Origin of the sequence: Hyphomonas sp. (assembly GCF_037969335.1) — a bacterium.
GTDB lineage: Bacteria > Pseudomonadota > Alphaproteobacteria > Caulobacterales > Hyphomonadaceae > Hyphomonas.
Genome location: NZ_JBBKXE010000030.1, coordinates 1 through 14,363, shown reverse-complemented (window position 1 = coordinate 14,363; position 14,363 = coordinate 1). Strand labels below are relative to the sequence as shown.

Here is a 14,363-nt window from a genome sequence, read left to right as displayed (position 1 = left end):
CGCTCATGGCTGTCGCAGTGGAGCTATGACAAGAGCCGGGCGGACGGCACGGGCAATGCCTCACGCGTCTCCTGCCCTGTGCTCGTCATCAGCAACTCAGCCGACTTGGCCTGCACGCCAAGCCATGCGCAGCGCCTGTTCGAGGCCGTCGGCTCGGAAGACAAGCAGATGGTGACGATCAAGGACGCCGATCACTATTATATCGAGCGGCCCGACCTGTTGCCTGCAGCGGTAAAGACCGTATCTGACTGGATGGGCGCGCGGCGGTTGTTCAAGCCGACGGCGTGACCCGATAGAGTTGACGGAGCTCTATTCGCAACGCTGGTATTCGGCCATGCAGGTCAGGCCGCATTTTGCCATCGCCAGTTCGGCTGGCGTCGGTGCGCGGCTGGCCTGGTCGATCGCTTCACCCATGGCTTCAAGCTTCTGCATTCCGGAGCACGAACAATCACAGTTGGCGCGCGCCGTCCCGTGCGAAGCGGCGATCGATGAAAGGTCAGGGTCACGCCCCGTCCTTCTCGCTTCCTCGGCCGCTTCCAGCACAGCATCGACGAGGTCTTCCTGACCGGCGGGCATCCGCGCCATCAGATCATAGCGCATGTCTGCCATTGGCGGCACGGACAGGTCCGGTTCGTAGCGGTTGTCGCCCTGCCACGGCGCAGCAATGCGGAAATAGCCATTAATGGTGCCGACAATATCCAGTGTCGGCTGGGATTCCTGCATCTGCTTCGGCGTCAACGCGTTGGGATCGGCGAAGTTTGCGACGAAACGCCCCTCAAGGATGGTCGGCGAATACTGGATGATCGTGACGGTTCCCGACGGCTTGAATTCGCGCTGCCCGCCGGGCAGCGCGTCTTTTGGACCAACAGCGTAAAGATGTCCGCCGTCATAATTGTTCGTTGAGATGCGCGCGCCGGGGAGCGTGCCGGTGAAACCATAGTCGAAATAAGGAACACCGATGTCGATCGTTGTTCCCGGCATGCTTTTTTCGAGGGCCGACAGGTTGGAGAAAGCGCTGTTCATATCGGCTAGCGTTTCATTCAATATCTCGCCCTTGGTTATCAGATGCTCCAGCTCACCCCCTTCTGCATTGATGCCCGACAGAGCATTCAGGATGTCGGGCGTGGCGTGCAACGAGATGTTGATGTTGCGATCAATCGCATCAATCTCGACCCGGGTCGCTGATGGGCCATTGAACGTCAGCTTCCGAGCGGCTTGCTTGTTTCTGGAATCACCCGTGCGGCTTGGCACGGGCGGCGTGGATGCAGATGGCAGCGGCCCGACGAACGTGCTGTTGGCCAGTCCGGTTGTCGAGAAGATGGATACCTCACCGATGAAAGGGGTCGTACTCCACGGAGTGGCATTTATATTTGTGGCGATCAGCGTCATCTCCTGCTCGGGCAGCAGGTCAACATGCCAACGGGCATAGTGCTTGCCTGTTGCTGTCATACCCGCCGCCGCGAGGCGCTTCGATGTTTTCTGATCCCCGGCCACACCGAGCCAAATCTGATGTAGCTGCTGCGCGGAGTCGGCAACCATCTGGATGACCAGTGTGAGGGCTTCCGGGCGGTTGACATCGCCCCCATCAATCCTGATGCATTCGCCCGCAAGAGGCAGTATGTTCAGGCTTGAGGACACGCCTGCCGGTTGTGCATCGAGAGACAATGTTTGGCACTGGTTGAACATTTCATCCTGCGCCAGCGCCTTGACCTCATCCGGCGTCCGGGTCGTGCTTGTGTAACGTCCCTCACCATATCCGGCGAAGGTCGACAGGAAGAACGCGTATTCACGGTCCAGCGGCTGGTTGATTGCGGCTTTCAGGCCGGTATCGAGCCAACGCAGCACTGCCTTGTCGTCTCCCGATGACAGGGGTGCCAGCATGATCGTGTGCAAATATGAGTAGTCAGCCGGAATTTCATTGACGCTCGCAGTCTTTTGCTGGGCCTTCGCCGCGACATGCTCGCCCAGGTAACGCCAGAACGATTGTGTTCTGTATGCATCATTCTTGTCTTTCGGAAGTTGCAACGGAAGATCGTATCGTCTGACTCCCCAACGATCGTAGTTAACGCGCGGTCGCTCCTGTCCGCGCAGCTTGAAAGACATATCGATGCCGATGGCCTCCGCGATCCCCTCCGTGAAGAACCGATTGATATCTATGTCGCAATGATCATAGGAATCAACAATGGCATGGAAGAGCTCATGCGCCAGATGCTCATACAGACGGTCGTCCCATTTTCCCCATTGGATGACTGCATCCAGGTCAATTTCCAAGAAAGTCGGGTTTTCGCATTTCACACGTGCAGGCGCGCCATATCCAGATTCAAAGGGGTAGAGATTAACCTGATAACGCCCGTCAACAATCGGAAGCGCTGGTGGTTTGAAATCCATGCGCTGGTATTCGAGGGCGACCTCGTGGAGATAGGCCTCGATCTTCTCAATATGCGGCTGCATCGCCTCGTCCACGAGACCGGTCTGGTTATCCAGAACACCTATGGCAGCAATGGCAGCGCGCTGCAGATCGTTGAGATAGGGACTTTCCAGGATGACAACAAATTCTGTCGTCGGCCACGGGACTGTCTTTTCCTTGGCGGTGGCGATTCCTTGCCCGATGGTCCAGACGACCATTGCCGCAAGCAATCCTCGCAAAATGCTGGTGGACGTTCCGAAAAATGCTGCGATTTCGGTGTCACTGTTCCGTTTCGGCATCTACGCGTCCCCTTCACCCTGGCTGGCTGTCTAGAGACTGGTCCGGCGCGGCAAGAATGGCAATCGATAGTATTGGCACGCCCTCAATCGGCGTGTGCTGCGCTCTTAGAGGAACAGCAGTGCTCTCATGGCATAGGCGACGGCCGCGACAGCCAGCATGGACACGAGCGCGATACCGACGAACCAGGCAAGGCGTTTGCCGAGCGGGCCTTCTGGTTCGCCGTCCGGCAGAGGTTCGGCCGGGCGGAAGACGGGGTCAGGCATGGTAGCCATCGCCGGGCTTCACCTTGCCCCAGAAGAGCGAGTAGACATAAGCCGTATACAGAAGGATGATTGGCAGCATGATTGCCGCTCCGACCAGCAGGAAAGACAGGGAATTTTCCCGAGCCGCCGCTTCCCAGATCGTGAACTCGAATGGAACGATATAGGGGTAGAGGCTGAGCCCGAGGCCGATATAGCCGCTGAGGAAGATGCCGACGGCGAGCAGGTAGGGCCGCCAGTCCGGCGCATCCCCCTGGCCGGTCGGCATCGAGAGGTCACGCCAGAGCCATGCGCAGAAGAACATGCCCGCCAGCGGAACCGGTGACAGTGGCAGGAGCCGCGCAAAATCGATATGCGTCATCGAGAATCCCCAGCGTTCGCCGACCGAAGGGTCGATGGCGAGCGTGGCAAGGCTGACGGCGAGGAAGCAGATGGCGACACCGGCCAACGCGGTGCGAGCCCATTTGCGGGCGCGCTGGAACAGTTCGCCTTCCGTCTTCAGCACGAGCCAGCAGGCGCCGAGCATCAGGTAGCCGATGATGACGGAAATGCCGACGAGCACCGAGAAAGGCGTCAGCCAGTCAAAGGCACCACCCGCAAAGGCGCCGCCCTCGACAGTGATGCCCTGGATCATGCCGCCCAGCATCAGGCCCTGCGACAGGGCGGCGATGGCGGAACCGCCGAAGAAGGCACCGTTCCAGAATTTCTGCGTCGTCGGGCGCACGGCCTTGTGGCGGAATTCGAAGGCGACACCGCGGAAGATCAGCGCGGCCAGCATGATCAGGACCGGCAGGTAAAAGGCCGGCATGATGATGGCATAGGCCGTGGGGAACGCCGCAAACAGCCCGCCCCCGCCGATGATGAGCCATGTCTCGTTGCCGTCCCAGACGGGTTCGATCGTGGCGGTCATCATGTTGCGCTCTTCATCGCTGCGGGCGACGAAGGTGAGCATGCCAATGCCGAGGTCAAAGCCGTCGAGCAGGACATACATGAAGACCCCGACAGCGAGAATGAAGCCCCAGATCAGTGGAAGGTCGAGTGCCATCTGTTCTCTCCTAGTCCGCCGCTACAATGTCTTCGCCGGTCTCGGCGGGATCGTCGACGGCGCCGAGGGGCGAGCCGGGCGCGCGCCGTTCGCGTGTGGGCTTGCCCATCGGATCGTCGTCAAAGCCGCGCGTGGCGATGCGCGCCATGTAGACGGTGCCAGCGGTGAAAATGATCGCATAGGTGACCATGAAAACCAGCAGTGACGTGGCGACCTGCGCCGTAGAGACGGGCGAGACGCTGTCGACCGTGCGCAGCGCGCCGTAGACCGTGTAGGGCTGGCGGCCCACTTCGGCGACGATCCAGCCGGTTATCACGGCAACGAAGCCGAGCGCGCCGCTGGGAACCGCGAGCCAGTGGAACAGACCCTTCTTGTCGAGCCCGCCGCGCCACCAGAGGAAGCAACCCCAGACACCGATACCGAGCATGACAAGTCCCGCGCCGACCATGATGCGGAAGCCATAGAAGACGAGCCAGAGCGGCGGCGTGTCTTCCGGTGCGAAAGCATCGAGCCCTTTCAGGTCTTCACCCTTGGGCGCGTTGGCGAACAGGTAGGGACTGGTGCCAGGGATTGTGATGCCGGTATGGCCGCATTCTGTATCCGAGGGCCATGCAATCAGCATGGTGCCCTGGACAGGCGCGCTTTCGCACCAGCCTTCGGCGGCGGCGATCTTGGCGGGCTGGTATTGGTGCGCGACCTCGCCGGACTGGTGACCAGCGATAATCTGCAGCGGCATCAGGAGGGTGAGCGTGCCGGCCGCCATGCGCATCTGCCAGCGCGTCGGGGTGGTGATGCGGCCATTGATGACCTGCCAGGCACCGGCGGCCATGACGACGGCCGCCGTGGTGATGTAAGCGGCGAGCAGCATGTGGACGAGGCGCGTGGGGAAGCTGGGCGTGAAGACGACCTTCATCCAGTCGGTTGCGTAGAATGCACCTGTCACGGGGTCGACGGCATAGCCGTCGGGCGTCTGCATCCAGCTATTGGCCGACAGGATCCAGAAAGCCGATATGGTCGTGCCGACAGCGACGGCGCAGGTGGCGACGAAGTGAAGCTTGCGACCGACCTTGTTCCAGCCGAACAGCATCACACCGAGGAATGTCGCCTCGAGGAAGAAGGCGGTGAGCACCTCATAGCCGAGCAGCGGTCCCATTATGCTGCCGGTGAGTTCCGAAAAGACGCTCCAGTTCGTGCCGAACTGGTAGCTCATGGCCACACCGGTGACGACGCCCATGGCGAAGGCGAGCGCGAAGATCTTCACCCAATGCAGGTAGAGGCGCTTGAAGACCTCGTTGCCGGTTTTCAGCCAGAGGCCTTCGCAGACGGCGAGAAACGCCGCCAGCCCGATCGTGAAGGCCGGGAACATGATGTGAAAGGCGATGACGAAGGCGAACTGGATTCGCGACAGGAGAAGGGCGTCAAATTCCATTGGTGTCATATCCCCAGGAATGATTCATCCTGAGTCGGATACCATAATTCGCGCTGGCGTGCGCGCTCAGCTTTGTCGCGCGCCAACCTGCCTCATGTGGTGCGCCGCCGCAGGGAGCGAAACACGGCATCGGCCCGCGCCGCAAGATGGCCATTGGCTTTCACGAGGCGGGCCCGGACATGCACGAGATCGCCATCCACGGCAGTGACTTCGGGGTGGGCTTCTAGCCATGTGCCCTCGGGCACGATGTCCATGAATTCGAGGGTCAGCTTGATGGTGACGGACATGCGGCCGGTGGAACTCCAGACGGCCCAGGCGAGGGCGCTGTCGGAGAAAGCCGAAATCATGCCGCCATGCAGGAAACCCATGCCGTTGCAGTGACGGTCGAGCACCCACATGCCGGTGCGGATGTCGCCTTCACCCGTGGCCCGGTACGTGGGCCCGTTATGCAAGGTGAACTTGCCGCGCGACGGAGTCGGCGCGAATCCCGGTGGAGGCGGGTTCATGACGCCTTGCGGATCATTCGGCAACGTTTCCAAACAGGGCGTGCTGGACGATATCACCCGGCTCGATGCCGAGGGCTTCGCAGCGACCGCCGTTCAGTTCGAGAACGGCCTTGACCGGAACGCCGGGACTGATCGTGCGCAGCGAGCCGGGAACGGCGTTGCGGGCGATGGCAATCACCTTGCCGTCCGGCGCGACAAACAGCATGTCCAGCGGGATCAGCGTGTTTTTCATCCACATGCTGGCTTCGCGGGGCTGGCCGAAATCGAACAACATGCCGGCATTCGGCGCCATTTCCGTGCGGTTCATCATGCCGGTGCGGATCTCGTCGGCATCATCGGCCAGTTCGACCGTGAAACGATGGACGGAGTCACCGGTATCGATGACGAGCGGGCTGGTTTCCAGCTGGGCAAAGGCGCCCTGAACAAGGAAAAACGCGGCGGCGAAAAGGCTGGCGATTAATCGGGTCATGCGATGTGGTTTAGCCGCGCATTCGGGGGTCGGCAAGCGCTCTTGCTGCTCAGCGGCCAGCCCTCAGCCGGGTTTTACGAACGTGACATGTTCGCCCTTGGATCCGTTCTCGATGACGACGTCCAGGAGGGTGCCCGGTTCGATATCGTCATAGCCCGCTTTTTTCAGGATCACGGCGTGCACGAAGATGTCGATCTCGACACCGTCACGATGCACAAAGCCGTATCCGCGCGTCCGGTTGAACCATTTCAGCGTCACAGGTGTGTAGTCGGGCTCCTCGCCCGTCTCGCGCGCGACGGCGGCGCGCGGCCGCTCCATTTCGATGATATGGGCGGTCTGCCAGCCGCGCTCGCGCTTGACTGCATCGCAGACAATGCGGGCGTCTTCGTCGGCATAGGTCTCGCCATAATCGCGCAGACAGGAAACGTGCAGCATGACATCGCCCTCAAGCGAGGCGTCGGATGTGGATTCTGCAACGATGAATCCATAGCCCTTGGCACCGTCGAACCATTTCACACGGCCGATCACGCGCACCACGGGCTCAGCACCTGGCATGTCTGATTCGGATTTTGCCACAGCTCTCGTCATCAACCCAAATTCCCCAAGGAAGTAACCTAAAATGTGAGAGCGCGCTTGTCACGCGATCTTCACACCAAAAGCCGTAAAGTTCGGGCTTCGCGGATCAAGCCTTTGATTGCGGGAAGAAAAACCTGGCAGTCCCTAGGGGAGTCGAACCCCTCTTTTCAGGTTGAAAACCTGACGTCCTAACCGATAGACGAAGGGACCGCACCGGTTTTGAGAAGTGGCGATATAGCGGCTGTTTCTAGTGAGGGCAACCCGAGATGCATCCTCTTATGCAGAATGTTCAGTCGGCGGCTGCGTCGGCCACGTCCAACTGCACCCGGCGGCGCCCATTCCACTCGTCTGCCTTGAGTTTCCCGGTGAGATGAACGCGGGCTCCGTTTGTCAGAACCTGACCAAGTGGCGTGTCGGCCGCGCGCCAGGCGATGCATTCGAGACGTCCGCCTGCGTCTTCGGCGATGAAGCGGACATGGTTGACGCCCACCTGCCGAACGCCCGTGACATGGACAGATTGCAGCGCAAACACCGGTTCAGGTGAGCCGATGCCGAACGGGCCGATCTGGGCAACCTGGTCGACAAGGGCCGGACTGGCGGCCCCCGGCGCCAGCACGGCATCGATCCGGAGTTCCAGCGCCGCCGTGCGCTCGGCCGAGAATTGCGCCATGTGCGCAACCATCCATGCGTCGAAAGCAGGGATCTGTTCGGGCTCGAGGCTGAGGCCGCCCGCCATGGCATGCCCGCCACCGGAGAGTATGATGCCTTCGCGCGCGGCCATGGTGATGGCCTCGCCGATATTCACGCCCGTCACGGAGCGACCAGACCCCTTGGCCACGGGGCCAAGCCCCTGCCCCCAGCCAATAACGATGCTGGGCAGGTGGTAGCGCTCCTTGAGGCGCCCGGCGACGATGCCGATGACGCCGGGATGCCAGCCCTCGCCGCTGGCAATGAGGATGCCGCGCTCGGGATTGCGTGCCAGCGCCTGTTCGGCCTGCGCCATGGCGAGGTCGAGGATGGCGCTCTCGACAGCCTTGCGCTCCTCGTTGAGCGCATGGAGGCGTTCGGCGAGTTCGACGGCTTCCTGCCGGTCATCGGTGGCGAGGAGCCTGGCGGCGATCCACGGGTCACCGACCCGGCCGCCCGCATTGAGGCGCGGGCCCAGCATGAAGGTGGCGTGATAGACGGTTTCGGTCTTGCCGATACCGGCGACGTCCGCGAGCGCGCGAAGGCCCGGGTTCTGGTCGCGGGCCATGGTGGTGAGACCCTGGCGCACGAAGGCGCGATTGACGCCGTGCAGCGGAGCCATGTCGCATAGGGTGCCGAGGGCGCAGAGATCGAGAAACGGCATGATGTCCGGCAGGCCGCCATCCGGCGCGATGCCGCGTTGGCGGGCCAGCCGATTGAGAGCGGCAACGAAGACGAAAACGACGCCAGCGGCAGCAAGGTGGCCGCAGCCGGACGTATCGTCGGGCCGGTTGGGGTTCACGAGAGCCGCCGAGGGAGGATGTTCGCCCGACATGAGGTGGTGGTCGATGACAACGACCGGCAGACCAATGGCCTCGGCCTCGTTCAGGGCGAGCGTCGCAGCGGCGCCGCAGTCGACGGTGATGACAAGGTCGGACCCGGTGTCCTTGAGGTGACGGAAGGCGGCGGGCGACGGTCCGTAGCCCTCCTCAAGCCGGTCCGGCACGTAGAGGCCGAGATCCTGCCCCCAGGCACGGAAATAGCGGGCGAGAATTGCCGAGGACGTACCACCATCGACATCATAGTCGGCAAAGACCGTAACGCGCTTTTTTTCAAGTATGGCGTCGAGGATGATGTCCGCGGCCTTGTCCATATCGGCAAAGCTGGACGGGTTCGGAAAATAGTCGCGCAGTGTCGGAGCGAGGTAGCTGGCAGCCTCGGCGGGATCGACGCCGCGCGAAGCCAGGAGCCGGGCGAGGAGGTCTGACCCGCCGACACTGGGGGCAAGGCGCCGGACAAGCGCCTCGTCGGCCTCCGCGAGCGTCCAGAACCGGCCCGTGGCGGACTGGTCCACTTCGAAAAGACGGGAACTGGTCTGGCGCGCAGCTTGGGCCATGGCGGGATGAGCTTCCTCTCAGAGAATCGGGAAGCTCATCCTAACCTAGAAATCGGCGGCTGTGACCTGCCTGTGCTGTGCTCAGACCTTACGGTCGGAACGGACGTGACGGACCATGCCGTCAGTGGAGGTCATGACCAGCGTGTGGGTGTGGACGCGGCCAGTGCCGTGCTTCACGCCATCGAGCAGGCTGCCATTGGTGACGCCGGTGGCACAGAACACTGTTTCGCCGGACGCCAGCTCGTTGAGCGAATAGGTGCGGCCGAAATCGGTGATGCCGACGCGGGTCGCACGCTTTTTCTCGTCATCATTGCGGAAGACGAGACGGGCATACATCTGGCCGCCGACGCATTTCAGGGCCGCTGCCGCGAGAACGCCTTCGGGCGCGCCGCCGGAGCCGACATAGAAATCTATGCCGGTCTGCGGATCGGTCGTGGCGATGATGCCGGCGACGTCACCGTCGGTGATCAGGGCGATACGGGCGCCGACGCCGCGCAGGCTGGCAATGATCTCTTCATGGCGCGGGCGGTCGAGCACGCAGGCGGTCATTTCCGAGACGGGCACACCCTTGTGCTTGGCGAGCGCGGTGATGTTCTCGGCCGGGGTCGCATCGAGGCTGATAATGCCTTCAGGATAGCCCGGGCCGACGGCGACCTTGTCCATATAGGTGTCAGGTGCGTGCAGCAGGCCGCCGCGCGGGGCGATGGCCAGGACGGCGAGAGCATTGGCCATCGCCTTGGCGGTCAGCGTCGTGCCTTCGAGCGGATCGAGCGCAATGTCGATCTCGGGTCCGTTATTGGTGCCGACTTCCTCGCCGATATAGAGCATCGGCGCTTCATCGCGTTCGCCTTCGCCAATAACGACGCGGCCCTTGAAATCGACGGCATTGAAGGCCGTGCGCATCGCATCAACTGCTGCAGCATCTGCCTTCTTTTCGTCGCCGCGGCCGACTTCCTTGGCCGCCGCTATGGCAGCGAGTTCGGTCACACGGACCATTGCATCGGCAAGACCCGGTGTTAGAACATTGTTTTTCATGGCTTTTTATCCCCTGTCGTGCTTTTCCAAATGTAGCATGATTTGTTAGAGCAATTAGCTTGCCGTTTCGATTCGGATCAGGCGCGGCGCGTCCATTAGCACGGTCAGTTTCGCAAGTCTCGCGAGGGCTGCCATCATGTGCGAGCGCGCGCACCGGTGCGTGACAATGGCCACCGGGCTGGCGCCGGATTCGTCAGCCGAATCCTGCAGCAGCTGGTTCACGGACACGCCTTCTGCGGCAAGCGCTTCGGTGAGGGCGGCCAATGCGCCAGGCTTGTCGGCGAGGCGGACACGCAGGAAGAAAGCCGATATCTCGTCGCCTGTCGCGGCCACGAAGGGACGCTCCACATGGTGCTCTGCGCGGCCAAAGGCAGGGCGGATCGCGGGGCGAAAGAGCTTGGCGACGTCGCCCATGACCGCGCTGGCGGTAGGCCCGGCTCCGGCGCCGGGACCGGTCAGCGTGATGGCGCCCACCGGGTCGCCTTCGATACGGACCGTGTTGAGCGAGCCATTGACGCGCGCGAGCGGGTGGTTGGCCGACAAGGCCATCGGTTCGACGCGGCAGACGACACCGTTCTCGGTGAGCACGCCTTCGGCGATAAGCTTGATGCGCAGGCCGAGGCGATCGGCGAGTTTCAGGTCGAGCAGGTCAATTCCATCGACACCCGAAACGCTGACCTTGGAAAAGTCGAGATCGGCGGAAAAGGCAATGGCCGACAGGATCGCGGCCTTGTGAGCGGCGTCCATGCCGGACACGTCGAGCGCCGGGTCGGCTTCGGCATAGCCAAGCTTCTGGGCCTCGGCGAGAACCTCATCATAGGACCGCTCGGTTTCCAGCATCGTTGTTGTCAGGAAGTTGCAGGTGCCATTGAGAATGCCCGCGACGCGCTTGATCTCGACGCCAGCGAGGCTGTCGCGCAGGACGCGCACAACGGGAATGCCGCCAGCGACGGCGGCTTCGAACAGGAGGTCGACACCCTTTTCCTCGGCGAGAGCCGCGAGCGCCATGCCGTGCTTGGCCATCAGGGCCTTGTTGGCCGTGACAACGTGCTTTCCCGCCTTGAGGGCGCTTTCGACCGCGAACTTGGCCGGGCCGTCGGATCCGCCGATGAGTTCGATGAAGACATCGACATCAGCATCCTCAGCGAGCGTCGCTGCGTCGTCGAACCAGCGATACTTGTCCGTATCGACAGGCCGGTTTCGGCTTTTACTACGGGCGCTGACGCCTGTGATTTCGACCTTTCCGGGCAAGCGCAATTTATCCTGGCGCTCAACCAGTTCAATCAATCCACAGCCGACATGGCCGAGTCCTGCAATTCCTATTTTCAATGGCCCCACGAATGGCCCTCCGGTTCATATCGGGCGGTGGATAGACCAGTTGGCACCAAAAGCGAAGGGCCTAAGGGGGGAATTGCAGCGGACGGCGCCGTGGCCCCGGTTTACTCGGCTGCGGTAGCCGAGAGTTCCTTGACGCCATGCCGGGACATGAACTTGCGAATGTTGCGCGCGGCCTGACGGATGCGCTGTTCGTTCTCGACAAGGGCGATGCGGACATGGCCGTCACCATGCTCGCCGAAACCGGCGCCCGGCGCCACGGCCACGTGCGCTTCGTTCATGAGCATGAGCGAGAATTCGAGGCTCCCCAGATGGCGCAGGGGTTCCGGAATTGGTGCCCAAGCAAACATGGACGCTTTCGGGCTCGGGATGGCCCACCCTGCCCGACCGAAGCTTTCGACCAGAACGTCGCGGCGTTGCTTGTAGATCTGGCGGAACTCGTCGACGCAATCCTGCGGGCCGTCGAGCGCGGCCACGGCAGCCACCTGGATTGGCGTGTAGGCACCATAATCGAGATAGGATTTGACCCGCGCGAGCGCCGAGATCAGCGTCTCGTTGCCTGCGACGAAGCCCATGCGCCAGCCGGCCATGGAATAGGTCTTGGACATGGTCGTGAATTCGACCGCGATGTCCTTGGCGCCATCGACCTGAAGGATCGAGGGTGTCGGCTCCTCGAAATAGATTTCATTATAGGCGAGGTCCGACAGAATCCAGAGATCGTGCTTCTTCGCGAACTTGACGGCGTCCTTGTAGAATTCGAGGTCGCACACTTCGGCCGTCGGGTTCGACGGATAGCAGAGCACCATGGCGGTTGGCGGCGGCACGCAGTGTTTCACGGCCTTTTCAAGGTTGCGAAGATAGTCCTCCGGCGACGGCGCCGGTACGGCTCGGATCGAGGCGCCGGCAATGATGAAGCCGAACGAATGCAGGGGATAGGACGGGTCAGGCGACAGGATGACGTCGCCGGGCGCGGAGATGGCCTGTGCAAGGTTGGCGAACCCCTCCTTGGAACCAAGCGTAACGATGACTTCCTTGTTCTTGTCGAGCGTCACGTCGAAACGGCGTTTGTAATAGTCGGTTACGGCGCGGCGCAGCCCCGGAATGCCGCGCGAGGCAGAATACCCGTTCACGTCGGGCCTGCGGGCGGTCTCGACCAATTTATCGACAATGTGCTTCGGCGTCGGCATGTCCGGGTTGCCCATGCCGAGATCGATAATGTCGGCACCTTCCGCGCGGAGGGCTGCCTTGCTCCTGTTCACTTGCTCGAAAACGTATGGAGGAAGGCGCCTGATCTTGTGAAATTCGGTGTTCATCTCTGGCCTTTCAGACCTTGGGTGACGCGCGGGACATTGAAGCTGTTCCTGATTGCAGCGATCTCGGCGTCAGTAAGAAAATTCGAGGTCTCGTCCAGGCCAGCAAATTGCTGGCGGATCTCATCCCCGACGGCAGCGATTTCGGCCGGCCCATTGGCCGGCAATTCCGCTCGCGCCGTTTCAGCAAATTGCGCCGCCAGCGCGGACACGCGCTTGGCTGAAGCAGGCAGAGTCTTGCCGGGCAATTCACCGGGGGCGATCGTGGGAACTTCAACCAGTTCCGGATACCCCTCGCCGCGGATCTCCTGACGACGGGTCTCGTACCAGTCCGGCGCCTGATTGACGGCGTCGCGGACCTTCGTGAACGAGTTGGTGCACCCTACTAATAGCAGGCATGACACGCCTAAGAGGGGAATCACCGTGTTTTTCATGTATAAACTCATTAAATCACAAACATTCTGATGAATAGTAACGCATCAACAAACAGGCGATATTGGGACCAATGAGCAGCAAAAACACAGAAAAAGCTGCACTTCCCTCGCTTGGCTCCCTGATTGCAGAGCAAAATCCGTTGCAAATGCAGGTGTTAATGACAACGCTTGCGCTGGCCAATACGGAATCGCAGTCACTGATCAGCGACGTATTGATGGGGTCGGGACCGGTCGGCACTATGTCGCAAGGCGACCCGATGGGCGCTGGTGAAGCCTTCCGCGCCGTCGGCACGAGCCTCGCCAAGAACCCGATGGCCCTGATGAACGCCAACCTGGAATTGATGAAGGGCTGGATGAACCTGTGGCAGGAAATGGCCACAGAAGTGGTCGGCACCGAGCCGCCGAAAGAAACCGACAAGCGCTTTGCCGATCCGGAATGGCAGTCCAATCCCGGATTCAAATTCATCCGCAAAGCCTATGACGTGAACAAGAACTGGCTGATGGGCCTGGCAGACCATGCGCCGGACTTGCCGGACAATATCCACCTGCGCGCCAAGTTCTTCACCCAGCAGCTGACTGATATCATGTCGCCGACCAATTATCTCGGCACCAACCCGCAGGCCTTGCGGGCCTTCCTCGAGAGCGGCGGCGAGACCGTGCTGAATGGCATTCGCCTCGCCCGTGCCGACGTCAAGAAGGCTGGCGGAAAGCTGCATATCAGCCAGACGGACGAGACGCCTTTCGAGATCGGCAAGAACATTGCCACGGCGCCGGGACAAGTCGTGTTCCGCAATGACCTGATCGAACTGATCCAGTATTCACCGACGCAGGAAACTGTCTATTCGCGGCCATTGCTGATCTTCCCGCCGTGGATCAACAAGTTCTACATCCTCGACCTGCGCGAAGAAAATTCCATGATCCGCTGGCTGGTCGACAAGGGCCTGACCGTATTCGTCGTCTCGTGGCGCTCGGCCGACGACGTGACCAAGTATTATACCTGGGACGATTACAGCAAGAACGGTGTCTACGCCGCCGTCGAAGCCGCGCTTCAAGCGTCGGGTTCGAAGAAGCTGAATGCGGTCGGCTATTGCATCGGCGGCACGCTACTGTCGGGCACGCTGGCGCACATGGCCGCGCATGATGACGATCGCGTCGCATCAGCCACCTTCTTTGC

The 14,363-nt window shown here is 61.5% G+C and carries 14 protein-coding genes and 1 tRNA gene; 2 read left to right on the top strand and 13 right to left on the bottom strand.

Features of this window, described 5'->3' with window-relative positions; translation table 11 throughout:
* On the top strand, positions 1 to 288 hold a 288-nt coding region (locus AADA04_RS02210; protein WP_340691598.1), incomplete at its 5' end, for a hypothetical protein.
* A gap of 21 nt (positions 289 to 309) precedes the next feature.
* On the opposite strand, the gene AADA04_RS02205 is transcribed toward AADA04_RS02210, so the two are convergent.
* The 13 genes from AADA04_RS02205 to AADA04_RS02145 form a co-directional block, all read right to left on the bottom strand.
* Positions 310 to 2,706 (bottom strand): hypothetical protein, encoded by a 2,397-nt coding sequence (locus AADA04_RS02205; protein ID WP_340691597.1) that lies wholly within the window; start codon positions 2,704 to 2,706, stop codon positions 310 to 312.
* 105 nt (positions 2,707 to 2,811) lie between these two features.
* On the bottom strand, positions 2,812 to 2,970 hold the full coding sequence (locus tag AADA04_RS02200; protein ID WP_340691596.1) for a hypothetical protein: 159 nt from the start codon (positions 2,968 to 2,970) through the stop codon (positions 2,812 to 2,814).
* Entirely contained in the window at positions 2,963 to 4,012 is a 1,050-nt protein-coding gene (gene cydB, locus AADA04_RS02195) for a cytochrome d ubiquinol oxidase subunit II (protein ID WP_340691595.1), read from the bottom strand. The genes AADA04_RS02200 and cydB overlap by 8 nt, the downstream gene beginning before the upstream one ends.
* A 10-nt stretch (positions 4,013 to 4,022) precedes the next feature.
* Positions 4,023 to 5,441 carry a cytochrome ubiquinol oxidase subunit I gene (locus tag AADA04_RS02190; RefSeq protein WP_340691594.1) on the bottom strand — a complete coding sequence of 473 codons (1,419 nt, stop codon included), beginning with the start codon at positions 5,439 to 5,441 and terminating at the stop codon, positions 4,023 to 4,025.
* A 92-nt stretch (positions 5,442 to 5,533) separates the two neighbouring features.
* Positions 5,534 to 5,947 carry a PaaI family thioesterase gene (locus tag AADA04_RS02185; RefSeq protein WP_340691593.1) on the bottom strand — a complete coding sequence of 138 codons (414 nt, stop codon included), beginning with the start codon at positions 5,945 to 5,947 and terminating at the stop codon, positions 5,534 to 5,536.
* Between the two features lie 13 nt (positions 5,948 to 5,960).
* Positions 5,961 to 6,416: a DUF192 domain-containing protein gene (locus AADA04_RS02180; RefSeq protein WP_340691592.1), complete on the bottom strand. Its 456-nt coding sequence runs from the start codon at positions 6,414 to 6,416 to the stop codon at positions 5,961 to 5,963.
* A 63-nt stretch (positions 6,417 to 6,479) separates the two neighbouring features.
* On the bottom strand, positions 6,480 to 7,004 hold the full coding sequence (locus AADA04_RS02175; RefSeq protein ID WP_340691591.1) for a cold shock domain-containing protein: 525 nt from the start codon (positions 7,002 to 7,004) through the stop codon (positions 6,480 to 6,482).
* Positions 7,005 to 7,127: 123 nt separating this feature from the next.
* Positions 7,128 to 7,202: transfer RNA gene (locus AADA04_RS02170), tRNA-Glu, on the bottom strand.
* Between the two features lie 79 nt (positions 7,203 to 7,281).
* On the bottom strand, positions 7,282 to 9,075 hold the full coding sequence (gene recJ / locus AADA04_RS02165) for a single-stranded-DNA-specific exonuclease RecJ (RefSeq protein ID WP_340691590.1): 1,794 nt from the start codon (positions 9,073 to 9,075) through the stop codon (positions 7,282 to 7,284).
* 81 nt (positions 9,076 to 9,156) lie between these two features.
* Positions 9,157 to 10,110, bottom strand: a complete 954-nt coding sequence (glpX, locus tag AADA04_RS02160) for a class II fructose-bisphosphatase (protein ID WP_340691589.1) — start codon at positions 10,108 to 10,110, stop codon at positions 9,157 to 9,159.
* A 54-nt stretch (positions 10,111 to 10,164) separates the two neighbouring features.
* Positions 10,165 to 11,448, bottom strand: coding sequence for a homoserine dehydrogenase (locus tag AADA04_RS02155; protein WP_340691588.1), 1,284 nt, complete (start codon positions 11,446 to 11,448; stop codon positions 10,165 to 10,167).
* A 101-nt stretch (positions 11,449 to 11,549) separates the two neighbouring features.
* Entirely contained in the window at positions 11,550 to 12,758 is a 1,209-nt protein-coding gene (locus AADA04_RS02150) for an LL-diaminopimelate aminotransferase (RefSeq protein ID WP_340691587.1), read from the bottom strand.
* Positions 12,755 to 13,189: a hypothetical protein gene (locus AADA04_RS02145; RefSeq protein WP_340691586.1), complete on the bottom strand. Its 435-nt coding sequence runs from the start codon at positions 13,187 to 13,189 to the stop codon at positions 12,755 to 12,757. Before AADA04_RS02145 ends, AADA04_RS02150 begins: the two co-directional genes overlap by 4 nt.
* Positions 13,190 to 13,347: 158 nt before the next feature.
* Here AADA04_RS02145 and AADA04_RS02140 point away from each other — a divergent pair.
* Positions 13,348 to 14,363: alpha/beta fold hydrolase (locus tag AADA04_RS02140; RefSeq protein ID WP_340691585.1), on the top strand; the 1,016-nt coding region annotated here is incomplete at its 3' end.